The sequence below is a fragment of the Blastococcus saxobsidens DD2 genome (assembly GCF_000284015.1).
GTDB classification, from domain to species: Bacteria; Actinomycetota; Actinomycetes; order Mycobacteriales; family Geodermatophilaceae; genus Blastococcus; species Blastococcus saxobsidens_A.
Genome location: NC_016943.1, coordinates 1,047,192 through 1,063,535 on the forward strand (window position 1 = coordinate 1,047,192; position 16,344 = coordinate 1,063,535).

Annotated in this window: 15 protein-coding genes and 1 pseudogene; 9 read left to right on the forward strand and 7 right to left on the reverse strand. The window is 69.7% G+C overall.

Going from position 1 to position 16,344, the window contains the following annotated elements; all coding sequences use genetic code 11:
* The first annotated feature begins 356 nt into the window (after positions 1-356).
* From BLASA_RS04980 to BLASA_RS26505, 3 genes are all read left to right on the forward strand, one after another.
* A complete protein-coding gene (locus BLASA_RS04980; protein ID WP_014374938.1) occupies positions 357-614 on the forward strand; it encodes an Ada metal-binding domain-containing protein in 258 nt (85 codons plus the stop codon).
* Positions 615-804: 190 nt separating this feature from the next.
* A complete protein-coding gene (locus BLASA_RS04985; protein ID WP_014374939.1) occupies positions 805-1,362 on the forward strand; it encodes a hypothetical protein in 558 nt (185 codons plus the stop codon).
* A 216-nt stretch (positions 1,363-1,578) separates the two neighbouring features.
* Positions 1,579-1,935, forward strand: coding sequence for an immunity 53 family protein (locus BLASA_RS26505; protein ID WP_014374940.1), 357 nt, complete (start codon positions 1,579-1,581; stop codon positions 1,933-1,935).
* Between the two features lie 438 nt (positions 1,936-2,373).
* Here the strand turns inward: BLASA_RS26505 and BLASA_RS04995 are convergent, their stop codons facing one another.
* Positions 2,374-3,747: an IS4 family transposase gene (locus BLASA_RS04995; RefSeq protein WP_014375120.1), complete on the reverse strand. Its 1,374-nt coding sequence runs from the start codon at positions 3,745-3,747 to the stop codon at positions 2,374-2,376.
* Between the two features lie 446 nt (positions 3,748-4,193).
* Between BLASA_RS04995 and BLASA_RS05000 the strand changes: the two genes are divergently transcribed.
* Positions 4,194-4,439 carry a DUF7336 domain-containing protein gene (locus tag BLASA_RS05000; protein ID WP_014374944.1) on the forward strand — a complete coding sequence of 82 codons (246 nt, stop codon included), beginning with the start codon at positions 4,194-4,196 and terminating at the stop codon, positions 4,437-4,439.
* 935 nt (positions 4,440-5,374) lie between these two features.
* Here the strand turns inward: BLASA_RS05000 and BLASA_RS05005 are convergent.
* The 3 genes and pseudogenes from BLASA_RS05005 to BLASA_RS05010 all read right to left on the reverse strand — a co-directional run.
* Positions 5,375-6,676: pseudogene (locus BLASA_RS05005) on the reverse strand (IS1380 family transposase); the annotation flags it as partial.
* 144 nt (positions 6,677-6,820) lie between these two features.
* The gene (locus BLASA_RS24835) at positions 6,821-6,970 is read right to left on the reverse strand and encodes a hypothetical protein (RefSeq protein WP_166486475.1); all 150 of its coding nucleotides are present in this window, start codon (positions 6,968-6,970) and stop codon (positions 6,821-6,823) included.
* The gene (locus tag BLASA_RS05010) at positions 6,946-9,084 is read right to left on the reverse strand and encodes a 2OG-Fe(II) oxygenase (RefSeq protein WP_197536260.1); all 2,139 of its coding nucleotides are present in this window, start codon (positions 9,082-9,084) and stop codon (positions 6,946-6,948) included. Before BLASA_RS05010 ends, BLASA_RS24835 begins: the two co-directional genes overlap by 25 nt.
* A 299-nt stretch (positions 9,085-9,383) precedes the next feature.
* On the opposite strand from BLASA_RS05010, the gene BLASA_RS05015 reads away from it, so the two are divergent.
* Positions 9,384-9,881 carry a helix-turn-helix domain-containing protein gene (locus tag BLASA_RS05015; protein WP_197536261.1) on the forward strand — a complete coding sequence of 166 codons (498 nt, stop codon included), beginning with the start codon at positions 9,384-9,386 and terminating at the stop codon, positions 9,879-9,881.
* Complete coding sequence (locus BLASA_RS05020; RefSeq protein WP_014374949.1) at positions 9,878-10,240, forward strand: DUF86 domain-containing protein; 363 nt, start codon at positions 9,878-9,880, stop codon at positions 10,238-10,240. Before BLASA_RS05015 ends, BLASA_RS05020 begins: the two co-directional genes overlap by 4 nt.
* Before the next feature lie 191 nt (positions 10,241-10,431).
* On the opposite strand, the gene BLASA_RS05025 is transcribed toward BLASA_RS05020, so the two are convergent.
* Positions 10,432-11,118, reverse strand: coding sequence for a site-specific integrase (locus BLASA_RS05025; RefSeq protein ID WP_166486476.1), 687 nt, complete (start codon positions 11,116-11,118; stop codon positions 10,432-10,434).
* A 235-nt stretch (positions 11,119-11,353) separates the two neighbouring features.
* On the opposite strand from BLASA_RS05025, the gene BLASA_RS05030 reads away from it, so the two are divergent.
* The 3 genes from BLASA_RS05030 to BLASA_RS05040 are packed head-to-tail and all read left to right on the forward strand — an operon-like array spanning position 11,354 to position 13,619.
* On the forward strand, positions 11,354-11,749 hold the full coding sequence (locus BLASA_RS05030) for a GntR family transcriptional regulator (protein ID WP_014374952.1): 396 nt from the start codon (positions 11,354-11,356) through the stop codon (positions 11,747-11,749).
* Positions 11,746-12,645, forward strand: coding sequence for an ABC transporter ATP-binding protein (locus tag BLASA_RS05035; protein WP_014374953.1), 900 nt, complete (start codon positions 11,746-11,748; stop codon positions 12,643-12,645). Before BLASA_RS05030 ends, BLASA_RS05035 begins: the two co-directional genes overlap by 4 nt.
* The gene (locus tag BLASA_RS05040) at positions 12,642-13,619 is read left to right on the forward strand and encodes an ABC transporter permease subunit (RefSeq protein ID WP_014374954.1); all 978 of its coding nucleotides are present in this window, start codon (positions 12,642-12,644) and stop codon (positions 13,617-13,619) included. The genes BLASA_RS05035 and BLASA_RS05040 overlap by 4 nt, the downstream gene beginning before the upstream one ends.
* 234 nt (positions 13,620-13,853) lie before the next feature.
* Here BLASA_RS05040 and BLASA_RS05045 read toward each other — a convergent pair whose 3' ends face one another.
* Complete coding sequence (locus BLASA_RS05045) at positions 13,854-14,570, reverse strand: SAM-dependent methyltransferase (protein WP_014374955.1); 717 nt, start codon at positions 14,568-14,570, stop codon at positions 13,854-13,856.
* Between the two features lie 43 nt (positions 14,571-14,613).
* Positions 14,614-16,299, reverse strand: coding sequence for a ribonuclease J (locus tag BLASA_RS05050; protein ID WP_041775617.1), 1,686 nt, complete (start codon positions 16,297-16,299; stop codon positions 14,614-14,616).
* Between the last annotated feature and the right edge of the window lie 45 nt (positions 16,300-16,344).

Here is a 16,344-nt window from a genome sequence, read left to right on the forward strand (position 1 = left end):
AGTCAATCTGACGAGAACGACGGCCCTCTTCGAGCTCGACAAGCTCGAGCAGCTCGCCTCGCACTAGCTCGACGACCGGTGGCCGGAGCTCGTCCGGCAGATCCTTCAAGAGAGCGACGTGCTCACGAAGCCGGCGTCGCAGGGTAGGTAGCCCGCGACTGACGGCTGCCCCAACTAGCGCGGTCACAACGACGGTTAGCAGCTGCTCCCACACGACAGGTCAGCGTACGGAGCCGGTGTCCCTGAGCGGCCCACTTAGGGACAGTCCGCGGTGGACGATCACCCACCTACATGCGACACACCTTTTCAGCCTCGCCTTCCACGACGCAGCCTGACGAGTACCGCAGCATCGACCCGTGTACACCCTCCTCGGCGCCGACGGCCAGCCCTACCCCAGCGAGACGCCCGGCCTGCTGGGCGGCAACTCGGACGACAAAATCTACGGACAGCTGGACTGCTGGAGCGCCCGCAGGTGGATCGGCCGCGGCTACGAGAGCATCCGCGTCTTCTTCGCCGACGAGCAGACGGCCATCGCGGCCGGCTACCGGCCGTGCGGCCACTGCATGAGGGATAAGTATCGCGAGTGGAAGAGCCGGCAGCCTGGGAAGCCGTAGCAAATGGCGCAGCTCTCGAGCCGGCGCCCTGAACGTCACCGCGTGCCGCAGTTGAATTGGTGCAGCATCTGCACTGACTGTGTCGAGCTCCTCGCGGCAACCCCTGCGAGCCACCCTCCAGCCAGCACCGACTAGCTGCGCTGCTGGACGAGGCGGCCTTCGCTCATTGGTGACCACTACGGTCCTGGGCGTGGCCGAACCGAAGCTGCCCGACGCCCTGGTGATGGCGATTGGCAGGGTCGCGGTGAACGGCGCAATGCTCGAGCAGGACGTCGTCCTGTTCATGTGGATGACGCTGGGCCACCGGCTCCCCACAGGCGCGCGTGGAAGTAAGGCGGTACAGGTGCCCACTGGCCAGTTCTCGCGGGCCATCGACGATCTGCGGAGGATCGCCAGGATCCGCCTCCGAGGAGAACTGCGGAGGGGCTTCCTGGCCTACCTGGACGCGTCGAAGCGAGTCGCTGAGAAGCGGAACCGTGTCGTGCACGGGACGTGGCGGGCCGTCCCTGACGAAGCCGGGAAGCACCGTGTGCAGGGCCTTCGCGTATCGCCGCTCACTGGCGAGCCGGTGGTGGACTGGCTGTCAGCTACCGAGATCGGGGCAATCGCCGACGAGATCCACGCGGCTCGGGAGCTCCTGCGCTCTCTTCAGCCGGGTCTGTGGGCCGCCATCCCCGAGCTAGACGTCGCCAGGATCGCGGGCCCAGTGGCCCCTGATCTTGAGGCCGGCCGGCCAGGCATAGCTTGAACTAGCGGCTCACTCATCGCTCGCTATGTCGAGCTGCATTTCTCGCGAGCAGGACTTTGAGCGTTTGCGAGTGCGGGCGCTCACCGGTGCGGGCTGGGTGCTGGCATCGGGCGAATCAGGCGCCCGCGCGGTAGCCCGAAGCGGCCCACTCTGGGACACCTGACACCAACGCTTGCCTTCCGTCGGCTCGTCCGAGACTGGAACTAGCGTGCGGCCATGATAGAACGCCGCTTTCTGCCTCTCGCTGACATCTGGGATGACCACGCGCCCGGCGCTCTCACGTGGCTGCAGGGTTGGTACGCCACACAGTGCGACGGGGACTGGGAGCACGGGTACGGCGTGCGGATCGAGACCCTCGACAACCCAGGTTGGCGCGTCCGAATCGACTTGGCAGGTACAGGCTGGGCAGCATCGTCAATTGCGTCGATGGAGCTGCATCGCAGCGACCACGATTGGATCAGTGTCCAAGCCAGCGTCGGTGAGTTCGATGCCGCATGTGGTCCTCTGAACCTTGGTGAGGTGCTGCACCACTTCCGACTCCTGGTCGACGGACCCCCTCGCCTGCCTGATTGAGCGCGGCGCCCGATCCCCGCCCCTGTCCTTGAGCGGCCCACTATGGGACAGACGACGAGCAGAGCAGACATCAAGTCAGCTTCAGCTGAGGCGTGCGACTGCCAACGCCGAAGATGTGGGCGTGACCGTGGACTTGTTTCGCCGTAGGGCTGCGAATCGACGGTCCAGTCGCTTCTGGGACCGGGGCATGTGGTTCTGCGGGCTGGCCCTCGCTCTTCTCGTGCTCGGCCTCGGCCTGTGGTCGCTGTCCGCGACGCTGCTCGGCCAGCCGGTCGACGCAAGAGTGCAGTCCTGTGAGACCGAGCTACAGGGTGCGGGACGCTTCGTCTGGAACGCCACCGACTGCGAGATGACCACCGTGGACGTCGACGGGCAGCCCACGACAGCTCTAGTCGAGACTAGCCGCAATACCGTTCAGTTAGGCGTCGGGCTCGGTTGTCAAGGGTCGGGGTGGACCAGGACGTCGATGCTGATGGTGGCCTTGTGGCTGGGGCCGCGGAGGCGCCCGCTGGCGGTGTGTGGGGCGTAGTTGGAAATCGCCCGCTTGACCACGCGCGGACTGGTCCGGCAGCGGCGGTCGGGCAGCAGGTGCTCAAGGACCTGCCGGCCGATGCCGCCGAGGAGGTCGACGGTGGTCTCGGCGATGACCCCAGCGGCCTTGATGAGCTGGTCGCGGGCGGTGTTCAGGGCGATGGTGAAGCTGCCCCGGTCGGGGTCGACGTCGGGTGCGGTGAGGGTGGCGTCGGCGATGGTGATCCGCAGCGCCTGGTAGGCCACCAGCAGGGCGTAGATCTCCTGCTCGAGGCCGGCGGGGGTGCGTGCGCGCAGGACCCGTCCGTCTCCGATGGTCTGCTTGAGTTCGCAGTAGGCGGTCTCGATCTCCCACCGCTCGTGGTAGAGCCGGACGAGCTCGGTGGCCGGGCAGTCCGGGTCGGTCACCGTGGTGACCAGTTGGTAGACCTCGGTGCGTTGCCCGCCGGGGGTGGTGATGGTGATCTCGGCTCGGATGACCCGGACCTCCAGTGGGCCGATCCGGGACAGCCAGGACCCGTCGGCGCAGCGGGCGCAGACCGGCAGCCGGCGTCCGGTCTTGACCCGGACCAGCAGGTCCGCACCCCGGTCGGCGATCTGGGCGAGTAGATCGGCGGCGGCGAAGTTGCGGTCGGCCAGCACGATCATCGGCGCGCGCATGGCCGGCACCAGGTCGGTGGCGTAGCCGGTCTCACCGCGGCCGGTTGTCCCGAACGTGGTGGCCAGCAGCCCCCGGGTGCCGCAGGCGACCAGGGCCAGCAGCCGGATCATCGGATAGCCGGTGCCGCCGTGGTGCCCGCCGCCCTTGCGGTAGACGACCAGGTTGGCCGGGGTGTCCGGGCAGCACATCGTGGTGCCGTCGATCGCGGTCACCAGCCGGCCCCGCCACCACACGCCCTTGGTGGCCGGGCCGGCGGCCGGCCCGCGGAGCAGGTCGAACAAGGCTCGCAGTGGTGCCGCACCGATGCGGCGGCGCGCCGCGGCCAGCGCCGCAGGAGTCGGCGCCGGCACGGGAAGCCCGTCCAGGGCGGCGGTCATCCGATCCCACACCTGCCGGTAGCCGCACTCGGCGAACAGCACCGCGGACAGCAGCAGGTAGACCACCACCCGCGAGGGCAGGTCCCGCACCCGCTGCTGCACCGTGCCGGTCTTGGCCAGCACGGCGTCGACCATCTCGAACGGCACGATCTGGGTCAGCTCACCCAGATGACCCGGCGCGAACCGGCCTCCGGCGACGTTGACCACACGAACGACCTGGCTGATGTCAGACTCGACGGGCAACGGAGCTCCCGGTGGAGATCGTCTTGGCGGACGTCCCCTCTTACCGGAGCTCCGTTGCCTGTTCCCGCATCGACACGCCGCAACAACGACGTCCTTGACACCTCACCGCTGCCGCTAACTGAACGGCCTTGAGACTAGCCGCCCATATCCCCAGGGCACCCAGCTCACCTTGACCGCCTTTCGTGGCGCATATGCAGACCCCACCCTGAGCAGTCACGAGCGCTGGCTAGTACCTCTCGGGCTGACGGTTGCCGTGGGTACGTGGTGGATGGGTTTCCCGTCGCGAGTCGACGACACATACGGCCGGCACTCTGCGCCCAAGCCGCAACGCCGGCGATAGGCGACGTCGCCATGGCCCCGTGGTGTCCCTGATGCCGCCTTCGTGGCGCACCGGCCCGGCGTCCCTGAGCGGCCCACCTAGGGACAGGTCGACGAGACTGTTGGGCATGACCGTGTTCCTGCTCTGGCACATGCGTCCGTTGGGACCCGACGAGACCAACGAAGAGCGCGAGACCGATGACAAGTTGTGCGGCGTCTTCTCGACCGAGGAGCGAGCGGAAGCGGCCCGTCAGCAGTTGATGACGGTGGAGGGGTTCATCGACTATCCCGAGCACTTCCTCGTGGACGAGTGCGAAGTGGACGGGGTCCAGTGGGACACGGGCTTCGTCAGCCTGCGACCCAACGACGACTGAAGACGCGCACGAAACCCAGCAGCAGCATGTGTCTCTAAAGCCGCCTTCAGGGACACGCGGTCGCGGTCGTGCCCGTGGCCTCAGGCACACCGTCGGGGTCGGCCACAGCCAAGCGAAACCAGCTCCTGCTGGTGGCAGTTTTGGTTGCAGTTGGTTTAGTTCGATCTTGGTTCGCAGGCGTCCGCCGTGGTTCGGCAACACGGTGAACCCGCTGCTCAGCAGGCCTTTTCGTACTTCCGTGAACTTCGGCGAACGCCGTCAGGTCGGCCTGGCAGTGTGGGGGTCAGGGGTTCGAGTCCCCTCAGCTCCACCCCGATGACCAGGCCGTTCTCCCTCCGGGAGAGCGGCCTTGGTCGTTCCGGTGCCAGCGTGCTGACCACCGGGGCAGTTCACGGTGCCGGCGAGCGCCATAGCGCGTTGCCCATGCGGTCGGCGACGTCGCGGCCGAGGGCTGGCATGACCTGGCTGTAGGTGTCCGTCGTGGTTCGCGTCTGTGCGTGGCCCAGCACCTCCATGACGACGCGGGGATGGACGCCCTCGGACAGCAGCAGGGTCGCGAACTACTAGAGGGAGGCGGCGCCGCCGGTGCCACCGTCGGTTCCGGGCTGTGCGTCCAGGGTCGCCGAACCCCCAGACGGCGATGTTGATGGCGAATGCGCTCAACATGACCATCCCCGGGACGGCGCAGCTACTCATCCGGCTGGCGGCCGTCGGCGGCACCTAAGCCTCGATCCGCCGGCGGACCTTCTCAGGTGGTGTGATCTTGGTTCTGAGGCCCTGTCCGTGTCGTGGGCATGGGTTGTCTGCCGGTATATCCGGCTCTTCCACGTGGGTGGTTCCTCACGCCGTGTTCGGCTGGGTGATCAGCAGATGGCCGTGGCCGGTCGCCCGCAGGTGCTGGTGAACAGGTGGGTCCAGGCGTTCTCCCAGGGCTAGTTCCGGGGCAGGTGCAGCCGGAGCCGGCGGGCGGAGCAGGCGATCCGGGCCGGGATGTTGATCAGCTGGGCGCGGATCGTGGCGGTGGTGGCCCTGGCATGGAACTTCGAGGCCAGCGCCCCGGCGGCGCGGGTGAGGTTGAACGCGATCGCGGCCAGGACCAGCCAGGCGGAGTTGGCGGCGAAGGACCCCGAGGGCAGGTGGGCCAGCGGCCCGTTCTTCACATCGGCGATGACCTGCTCGACGATCGCGTGCCGGCGGTGAGTGGCCTCGGCCTCCAGCGTCGGCTGCGGCGAGTCGGTGAAGACCGCGTGGTAGCGGTAGGCGGTGAACAGCTCGCTCTGCCCGGCCGGCACCGAGGCCGGGTTGAGCCGCTTCACCCGCCGTAGCCGGGCGGTCACGTGCTCGGCCTTGCGCCGGGAGGTGAAGGCGGTGAACCCGATCTCGGCGACCTCGGCGTCGGAGACCCACCGTTGCTCGGCGTCGTCGAAGATCGCGTTCGGGTACTTAATGGTCGTCCAGGCGTTCTCGCCGATGGTGGCGATGGCCTTGCGGATCGCGGGGTCCATCCGGGCGGTGATCGAGAAGCTCGCCCCGCCGCGGATCGCGGCGGCGACCACGTCCCTGTTGTAGTAGGCGCTGTCCGCGCGCACGGTCACCATTCCCGTGACCCCGGCCTTGCGCGCGGTGACCAGCGCATCGGCGATCATCCGCGGCGCGCCCCGGGCGGAGTTGACCGACCCCTTGCGCAGCCGGGTTCCCGCGATCACCGGCGCTGCCCGCGGCGTGGAGAGCACCGCCAGCAGCGCGTTGAGGCCCTTGACCTTCGAGTAGCCGTAGCCCACGCCCTGCTTGGCGTAGCCGTGGGTCTCCCGGATCGTGTCGTCCAGATCCAGGAAGGCGGCCTCGTCGGCGCCGGCCAGTAGCGGCGTCTGGCCGGTCAGCGCGATCAGCAGCCGGGCGGCGATCGCGTCCAGCTGACGGACGTGCCCGAACCGGAACCCGCGCAGGTGAGTGCCCAGCGTCGTCGGCGCCCGCACTCCCTCGAACAGCCGCCCCATGCCGCCGTGGCGGAGCAGGTCCATGTCGCTGATGCTGTCCGCGCCGGCGACCATGCCGGCCACCAACGCCGGAACCTTGATCGCCGCGTTCGCCCCGGCCGACCCCGGCACGGTCAGATGCTCGGTGACCAGCTCGTGCAACCCGGACCGCTCGGCCAACGCCAGCACCGGGGCCAGGCCCGCCGCGGACACGAGATTGGGATCGTCGAAAACGGCCGAGACGCCGTGCGAGACTTGCATCTACCGGATGCCCCTGTCGGTCAGTCAGATGGAACCGTCGCAAGTCCCATCATCCCTGGTCGCAGGGGCATTCGTCTGTCACGGCCTACCGCCAGTCCGAACCACGCCGGCGGATCGAGGCTCAGTGGGGCAGTCGAGGGTGGATCAGGCGGCGAGGACCTCGATCAACTCGCCGGCGCCAGCGGGCGGCACGGCGTCGTCGACGGGCAGCGCCTGGACGATCATGCAACACCGTTGCCGCTCCGCCACCTTACGTTCGCGCCGATGCGTCATCCCCACGTCGACGTCAGCCACGCCAGGTCGTTCACGGCCTTGTGCCGCGCGTTCGTGGCGCGCGTGAACAGCTCGTCGGTCTTCGTCAGCACCAGCGTGTATGGCCGCCCCTGCCGCCGGGTCTGGTGCCGCACCGTCAGCCCCGCGGAGTCGATCTGGGTGTGCACGTGCTGGCGTCCGGCGGTCGCCAGCTTCCACTCGAAGATCCGCTGTGACCGTGAGCCGAAAAACGTCTCCAACGTGTCGCAGTTCTCGCAGCCGCACCCGGCCCACCTGATCGACCAGTCGTCCTCGTCCCGTGGCGGCCGTGCGGTGATCGTGCCGAGCCGCTCTGCGCAGTCCCGCGCGACCGCGTCGAGCGCCGTCACACGCCGAGCGTCCGCCAGACGCAGCGCAGGCATCAGGCACTCCAGGGCGGTGTCCTCGCACTCGCGCAGCGCTCCAGTGATCTCGTCGCGGAGCTCGTCGTCGGCCGCCTCCAGCAGCCGCACCAACGGCGAGCTCAGCGCCTCGAGCCGTGGCTGGCGGACCTCGCCGCGTGGGGTGGTGATCCACATCCGGAGCCGGCCGCCCGTCCAGCGCCACGCCCCGGCGGCCAGTAGCCCGGCCACGTCCGGCCTACCGACGGCACGGAGCGCCCCGCACAGCTCCAGGAGGCTCGTGTCGATCCACTCGGACAGCTCCGTTCCGGCACGCTGCCCCGGCCCGAACCACCCGTCGACGACGTTTCGCGTCCAGTCCTCGCCATACCGTCCGGCCGCTGTCGCCAAGCCGCCTGCATGTTCCCGCGCGAGCATTTCCACACGGAAGGGCTCCAGCAGCATCGCCGCCGTCCCGGCGACGTCGAGGGACGCCGCCACGGCCAGGGCCGCCCCGAGCAGTCCCGCCTGTGCTCCGATCCTCGTCCAGAACGGCGCGAGCGACTCCGCCGCGTCGCGTGCGCCCTCCAGGTCTCCGGCGTCGATGCGGTCGCGGAGCTCGTCGAGGGCCCACTGGGATCCGGCCTCGGCGCGCGCCGCGAACGCCCTGTCCCGCGGCCACACGACCACCGCGGCCCGCCGGTACCACCGATCCAGCGTGTTGCCGTAGTTGCCCATGTAGCCCTCGTACTCGGCCTGGTAGGGCGTCAGGCGTGCGTTCGGGGTGGTGGCACACACCTCGTGGTCCGGGACGTGCAGCGAGATCGGCTCACCGCCGGCGCCGTCCGGGCGGGTCCACCAGCCGAGGGCGATCTCGTCCTCGATCAGCTCATTGAGCTGATAGTCGTGGGAGTCCTCACTCTGGCTGCGGTCGTCGTCCTCGTAGTAGTCGTGGTAGTCGTCCCACGGGTCGCCGCCGGATGGCAGGGCGTCCCAGGTTTCCCTCACGTCGGCGAGTGCCAGCACCGTCTCGCACCCGGCCTGCTCCGCCGCAGCTCGCACCAGTGCGGCCCACTCCGCGTCGGCGCCCTTCAGTCGGCGCCAGTTCAGGCCCCGCTGGGTGTACTCGTGGTCGAGAAGGAAGACCAGCCGGTTCGGCAGGCCGAGGTCGCGGCCGCCGTATCGCGGGGTGGCCGGCGTGGTGAAGTGCTCGGTCAGGCAGTGCGCCAGCTCGGTGACAGAGTCAACCACGGGAGCCGGCGTCTCGGCGCCGGCGAGCAGGTTGAACGTGAGCGTCGCCCGGTACCCGGACCTGACCGGCGTGACCTGGTGACGGCAGTCGGCGTAGAACGCGACGAAGGACAGTTCTTCCTTCGACGCTCCGTAGGTGCGGCTCTCCCCGGCGTGGTCGATGACCAGTTCTCCGCCGGTGTGCGTCGAAGGCAGTGACACCACCAGCGTGCCCACCATCGCGTCGTCCTTCTCCGAGTCCTGGTGGGGAAGGAAGAACTGCCCCTTGCCGTAGAGCAGCATCGAGTGCAGTTCGGCCCGCAGGCGTGAGGTCTGCGGAAGCCCAAGCTGATCACGGAGGTCTTCCAGCGCGCGGTTCAGCAGCGCCGTCCAGTCGGGTCCCTCGAGCGTGACCTGATCCGGGGTGAGCTCCCATGTGTCGCGGACGCTGGTGTCGGTCAGCGTCTCGTGCCCTCGCCCGAACATCGCCGGCCGCGCCACTGCGATCAGCTTCTTCGCCAGGGGTGCGCGGACCGGAAGGGTCACAGGTCCGACGCTCGACACTTCGAGTTGGAGCGAATGCGCCGGCGCCAGCAGCTGAGCGCTGAACGACCCGGCCGGCTCCGAGTCGCCGAGGAGCCGCGCCAGCCGTTCCCGCGCCGTTCTCGCCATGCGTCCTCGCCCGCGCTCGCCATGGTCCTTCCGCATTCCGACTGTAGCGGCGGGGCGGGTAACGGGGGTTCGGGCGGTGGTCGCTCTCCGGCCGGAGGCCGAGCGGGTGCTTCCGACGGCGACTACGGGCCGGATGCGCCCACGGCCGCCGCGTTTCTACGGCCAGCGGGAGCTTGCTCACGGCCGATAACGCATTCGGTTATCTTGGTTGGGTGACGAGCAGCTATGGCGATCTCGTTCGGGCACGCCGGGGCATGCTGGGGATGTCCCAGCGGCATCTCGCCGAGCGCGCCGGTGTCAAGCAACCCCTCATCGCGGCGATCGAGGCCGGCCGCCGCGGGCCGTCGGACTCCGCGCGCGCCGCACTGGATCGTGCGCTGGCGATCCGGCCGTCGGTGGCGCTGGCCGCCCGGCGAGAGGAGGTGCGAGCACTGTTCGACCGGGCCGGACTGCCCGAGCCGCGGGTGTTCGGCTCGGTGGCGCGCGGCGATGACCTGGAGACGTCGGACCTGGACCTGATCGTGGAGTTCACCGACCGGCACGACATCGTGGACCTGTTGACCCTGGAGAACGACCTCGAGGAACTGCTGACGGTGGCCGTCGACATCGTCGACGCCAGGGCTGGTGGTCGGGTGCTCGATTCTGTACGCGACGCGGTCGTGGAGCTTTGACGGAGCACGAGCCCGATCTGGACGCTGAACGCGTCCGACGCCGCCTCCGAGACCTTGCGGACTTCGGCGCCGACGCCGCCTTCACGGTCGGCCTGGGGATCGATGCGTACCTGGACGGCAGTCCGCAGGGGCGGGTACTGCGGAACAAAGGCCGGCACATCCTGATCCAGGTCGCCACGGTGGTCGAGAGGCTTCCAGCGGCGTTCAAGGAGGAGCGCGACGGCGTCGACTGGGTGGCCATCAGCCGGATGCGCAACCTCATCGCTCATCACTACGACAGGGTGGACGACCGACTGGTGTTCACCGCGCTCGCGAACCGGATTCCTGACCTGCTCGACCGGCTCGGGATAGACCTCTGACCGGCCCAGCAGCTTCCGGCTCCGGTACGCCCGCCACCGCGACCCCGCCGGCATGCGCGGCCTGCCCGTCGTTGTCGATCTGCGGGCGCTCATCGGGGCGATCAGGCGGCTCTGCCACGTGGTGCCACGACGCCTTACCTGGCAGCAGCGGGCGCTCATCCGGTCGGCCGCTTCTCGGGCGAGCGCTGGCATCACGTGGCTGTAGATGTCCATGGTCGTGCGCATCTGGCTGTGACCGAGCAGCTCCATGACCGCGGGTGGACGTTCTCGCTGAGCGGCAAGCTGGCCGCGGTGTGCCGGCCGTCGTGCAGCCGGACGTGCCGGACGCCGGCGGCCTGGAGCAGCCGGGTCCGGTCGTCGTAGTCGGTCTTCTTGTCGATCGGCCGGCCGTTGGGCTGGGCGAAGACCAGGTCCTCGTCCTGCCACTCGGAGCCGGCCAGCATCCGCTCGCCCAGCTGGGCGGTTTTGTGTTCCTGCAGCGCGTCGAGCAGGGGCAGCGGCAGCGCCAACGTGCGCTGGCTGCGGCGGGTCTTGGGCTCCTCGTACACCAGCCTGCCGCCGCGGACATGGTGGATGCTGCGCAGCACGGAGGCGGGGGAGTAGCCGTCGTCGAGCAGGGCGGTGTAGAGCTGGTCGAGGTGTTCGGGCCGCAGCCGGTCGAGGCGGTGCCTGCCGATGCCGGGAGTCAGGTGCCTGCGGACCACCGACTCATAGCTCTCCAGCGTCCGCCGGCGCACCCGGCGCGGGGCGATCGTCGTCAACCAGTGCTCGAGCCACCAGCCAACGGTGGGGGTCGACGTCTCGCTGACCGTCCCGGTGTCGCGCTGGCGTTCGGGCTCTCGTGCAGCAGTCCCAAAGTTCACGGCGTTGGTTGACACGCTGTACCGATACGTGCCCCAGCCGCGGTCCACGCGGCCAGCCGCCTCATCGCGCACATCGCTGGTCCGTTGTCACTGTCGCCGCCGCGCCCCGACCGCACGGGTACCCGCCGGCGGTCGGGGCAGGCGTGCGCCCGGATCCGGTGCCGCGGTCGTGCGGGCACGTCGGCTCTCTTGACCGCCAACTCACTGCTTCACTATGGTCCTAGTAAAACAGTGACAGCAAGGAGCTACTGTGTTCGTCTTCCGGCTCGACACCCACTCCGGCGTGCCGCCGTACCTGCAACTCGTCCAGCAGGTCCGCCAGGCACTGCTGCTGGGCTTCCTCCAACCCGGTGACCGCCTCCCGCTCATCCGCGAGGTGGTCGAGGACCTGGCGATCAATCCGAACACCGTCGCCAAGGCGTACCGGCAGATGGAGCAGGAGGACCTGGTCACCGGCCGGCCCGGCCAGGGCACGTTCGTCAATGAACAGCAGTCGGCCGCGATGTCGGCATCGACGTACACGTCGCTGGGTCGCGGCCTGGCGACCTGGTTGCGCCGCGCCTACGCGGCCGGCCTCGACGAGCAGGCGGTCAACGCGCTCTTCGCTTCCGTCCACCAGCAGACGAGGAACGAGGACGTGGCGTGACAGCGACCGAGTTCGCGCTGCGCACCGACGGTGTGGGCAAGCGGTACCGGAGGGGCTGGGCCCTGCGCGACTGCACCCTGGCCCTGCCGGCGGGCGGCGTGATCGCCCTGGTCGGGCCGAACGGCGCGGGCAAGACCACGCTGCTGCGCCTGGTCGTCGGGTTGCTGGCACCGAGCACCGGCACGGTGGAGGTCCTCGGCCACGACGTCACCGCCAGCACCCCGCGAACTCTGTCCCGGGTCGGGTTCCTGGCCCAGGACCACCCGCTGTACAAGCGCTTCACCGTCGCCGAGATGCTCCGCTTCGGCCGGGCCTGCAACCTGCGGTTCGACCAGGGGCTGGCCGAGCGCCGGCTGGCGAAGGCGGGCATCCCGCTCGACCGCAGGGCCGGTGCGCTCTCCGGCGGGCAGCAGGCCCAGGTCGCGTTGGCTCTGGCCCTGGCGAAGCGGCCGGACCTGCTTGTCCTCGACGAGCCGGTGGCCAGCCTCGACCCGCTGGCCCGGCGCGAATTCCTGCAGGTCCTCATGGGCGCGGTGGCCGAAGGCGGGGTGACGGTCCTGTTCTCCTCCCACGTCGTGCACGAGCTGGAGCGCGTCTGCGACCACCTGGTCGTGCTCAACCAGGGCCGGGTCACGCTCACCGGTGACATCGACACCCTCCTCGCCGAACACCGGCTGCTCGTCGGCCCGCGCACGGCCACCGACCTCGACCGGGCCGGCGCGGTCGTGGAGGCCGTCCACAGCGACCGGCACACGACCCTGCTGGTACGCGACGGCGCGATCCCGGCCGCGCCTGGGTGGCAGGCCCAGCCGGTCGCGCTGGAGGACCTGGTGCTGGCGTACCTGCGCCGGCCGTCCGAGCCGAGCGCCGCGGTCACGTCGGGGGCGGCGGGATGACGTGGTTGATCTGGCGCCAGCACCGGACCGAGGTCTGCGTCCTCGGCTTGCTCGTCGGCATGTTCGGCATTGCCCTGCTCGTGCTCGGGATGCAGGCCCACGACCTGTTCCCCGGCGGTCCCGCCCGGTGTGCGGGAGAGGCCGGTACCAACGAGGCCTGCGCGGCCTCCTTCCGCCGGCTCGACGAGGAGTACGGGTACGTCGAGAACCTCCTGGCGGCCTTCTACCTGGTCCCCGTCGTCATCGGTGCGTTCCTCGGTGCGCCGCTGCTCGCGCGCGAACTGGAGGACGGCACCTGGCAGCTCGCCTGGACGCAGGCCGTGCCGCGGATGCGCTGGCTGGCGGCCAAGCTCGCGGCACTGGCCGGCGTCACCGTCACGCTCACCGCGATGTTCACTGCGGTGCTCACCTGGTTCCGTCAGCCATTCGACGCGTGGGAAGGGCGGTTCCAGTACGACGCCTTCGACCTGGAGGGACTTGTTCCGGTGGCGTACGCGCTGTTCGCGTTCGGCGTCGCCACCGCCGCCGGGGCGATCCTGCGGCGCAGCCTGCCCGCGTTCGGCGTCGCGTTCGGGGCGTTCCTCGCGGCCCGGATGTCGGTGGCGCTGATGGCCCGTCCCGCGTACGCCACGCCGCTCACCACCATGGAGCCGGTCCCCGTCGGCGGCTCGGGGGACCAGGCGGAGCACCGGCCCGTGCCCGGCTTCGCTGACTGGGTGATCGAACACGGCTACGCAGACGCCACCGGGCGCAGGCTGAGCTGGACCGAGTACTACGAGCTGGAGGACGCCGCCAACCAAACCGGCACCAACCTCAACCAGTTCCTGCACGCGCGGGGCATCCAGCAGTTCGGGGTCTACCACCCGGCCGACCGGTTCTGGACGTTCCAGCTCATCGAGGCGGCCCTGTTCATCGCCGTCGCGGCGGTCCTGATCGGTGTGGTGGTGTGGCGGGTACGGCGCCGTATGGTCTAGTGCCCTGACCACGAACGTTCACGGTGTCCCGCCCGAGTCGTTCGTGGTGCCACCGTGGTGGCCACCGGAGTCGACCGAGTGCCGGATCGGTCCCACAGAGCGCTGCCCATGCGCTCGGCGGCATCGCGGCCGAGGGGTGGGATGATCGGCTGTAGGTGCCCGCCCCATCACCTCGGTCCACCTGGCGGCTGGAGTCCGGTGCGAACCGCCCGTCGGCGGCATGTCGGTCGGTGGTCAGGCCGGTCTCGTGGCGAGGTACACCGTGTTCGTGGCCGGGCGGTCCTGGAGCGGGTTGTCGAAGGTGACCACCTCCGCGGCGACGTCCACGAACACGTCGGAGAGAACAGCCAGATAGCCGTCATCGGGTGGGTCGTTGGACCACAGGGAGAAGACACCGCCGGGTCTGAGGTGGCGGGCCAGTCGACGGGTCCCGTCCGCACCGTAGAAGCCGGCGTCGTCGCCGGCCAGCAGGTGCCGGGGCGAGTGGTCGATGTCGACGATCACGGCGTCGAAGGCACGCGCCGGCGCCTGCGGGTCGAACCCGGCTCCGTCGGACATGGCGAAGAAGTCGCCGTGCGCCAGCCGGCAACGCGGATCGGCCGTCAGCACGGGGCCGACGGGGACGAGGCCACGTCGGTGCCAGCCGATGACCGGCTCCAGCAGGTCGACGACCACCAGTTCGCTCACCCGGGAATCGCTCAGCACGGCCTGAGCGGTGTAGCCGAGGCCCAGGCCGCCGACCGCTACCTCGAGTGCGGGTCCGTCGAGCCGTGCCAGCGCGAGCCGTGCCACCTCGATCTCGGCGACCGTGAAGAGCGACGACATGAGGAACTCGTCGCCGAGCTTGACCTCGAAGATGTCGACGTCTCCGTCGGGAGCGCGGCGCCGACGGAGACTCACCTCGCCGATCGGTGTGGCAGCCCAGTCGAGCTCCTCGAACCTGGCGCTCACGCGGTCTCTCCTCTCGCATGGACCCTGTCGTTCGGGTGCTCGGTCAGGCGTCGATGACGATGGGGATGATCAGGGGACTGCGCCGGTAGGCATTGTCCGCCCAGCGGCCCACGGCCCGGGCGATGAGCTGCTCGAGCTGGACCGATCCGCCCACGCCCTCCTCGGCCGCCTTGGCCAGGGCCCGCTCGATCAGCGGCACGACCTCGTCGAACGTCCGCTCGTCGTGCACGAAGCCGCGGGCCAGGAAGTCCGGTTTCTCGGCCAGGGCACCCGTGTCGGCGTCGACGATGGCCACGACGGTGACGACCCCCTCCTGAGCCAGCGTCCGCCGGTCGCGGAGGTGGGCCTCGGTGGCGCCGCCGACGGTGCTGCCGTCGACGTAGACGTTCCCGGCGGGCACCTTCCCGGCGATGTGCACCTTCCCGTCCAGCAGGTCGACGGCGACGCCGTCCTCCGCGATGACGACGCCCCGTGGGTGGACGCCGGTGCGGACGGCGATCGCGGCGTTGGCGTTCAGGTGTCGCCACTCGCCGTGCACCGGCATGACGTTGCGCGGTCGGACGAGGTTGTAGAGGTAGGAGAGCTCGCCGGCGCTGGCGTGACCGGAGACGTGCACCTTCGCGTTGCCCTTGTGCACGACGTTCGCCCCCCAGCGGGTCAGCTCGTTGATCACCCGGTAGACGGCGTTCTCGTTGCCGGGGATCAGCGAGCTGGCCAGCAGGACGGTGTCTCCATCGGTGATGCGGATGACGTGGTCGCGGTTGGCCATCCGCGACAGCGCGGCCAATGGCTCGCCCTGCGAACCGGTGCAGATCAGGCAGACCTGGCTCGGTGGCAGCTTCTCGAGCGCCTTCATGTCGACCACCAGGTCGGGTGGCACGGTGAGGTAGCCGAGGTCGCGGGCGATGCCCATGTTTCGGACCATCGAGCGCCCCACGAAGGCCACCTTGCGCCCGTGCACAGCGGCCGAGTCGAGCACCTGCTGGATGCGGTGCACGTGGCTGGCGAAGCTGGACACGATCACCCGACGGGGCGCGGTCCGGAACACCGTTTCGATCGCCGGGGTGAGTTCCGCCTCGGACGTGGTGAAGCCCGGCACGTCGGCGTTGGTGGAGTCGACGAGGAAGAGGTTCACGCCTTCCTCGCCGAGCCGGGCGAACGCGCGCAGGTCGGTGATCCGCCGGTCCAGGGGGAACTGGTCCATCTTGAAGTCCCCGGTGTGCAGGATGAGGCCGGCACCGGTGCGGATCGCCACGGCCAGTCCGTCCGGGATGGAGTGGTTGACGGCGATGAACTCGCAGTCGAACGGGCCGAACGTGCTCCGGTCGCCCTCTCGCACCTGGTGGGTCACCGGTCGGATCCGGTGCTCCTTGAGCTTGGCCGCGACGAAGGCGAGGGTGAGCCGCGAGCCGACCACGGGGATGTCGGGACGCTCGCGCAGCAGGTACGGGACGCCGCCGATGTGGTCCTCGTGGCCGTGGGTCAGGACGAGGGCGTCGATGTCGTGCAGCCGGTCCCGGATGGATGTGAAGTCGGGGAGGATCACGTCGACCCCCGGCTGGTGCTCCTCGGGGAAGAGCACTCCGCAGTCGACGATCAGCAGCCGGCCATCGTGCTCCAGCACGGTCATGTTCCGGCCGATCTCGCCGAGACCGCCGAGGGCGACCACCCGGAGGCCCCCCGCTGGGAGCGGCGGGGGAGTGCGGAGCTGGGGGTGTGCGTGGCTCATACCCTTACGCTACGGGAGAGTCGCGCCGTGGGCAGGCGCCTCCGG

Coding starts and splice junctions, on each gene's coding strand:
- BLASA_RS05040 (WP_014374954.1), top strand. CDS start 12,642: ATGACGTGGTTGATCTGGCGCCAGCACCGGACCGAGGTCTGCGTCCTC.
- BLASA_RS05050 (WP_041775617.1), bottom strand. CDS start 16,299: ATGAGCCACGCACACCCCCAGCTCCGCACTCCCCCGCCGCTCCCAGCG.
- BLASA_RS05000 (WP_014374944.1), top strand. CDS start 4,194: ATGACCGTGTTCCTGCTCTGGCACATGCGTCCGTTGGGACCCGACGAG.
- BLASA_RS26505 (WP_014374940.1), top strand. CDS start 1,579: ATGATAGAACGCCGCTTTCTGCCTCTCGCTGACATCTGGGATGACCAC.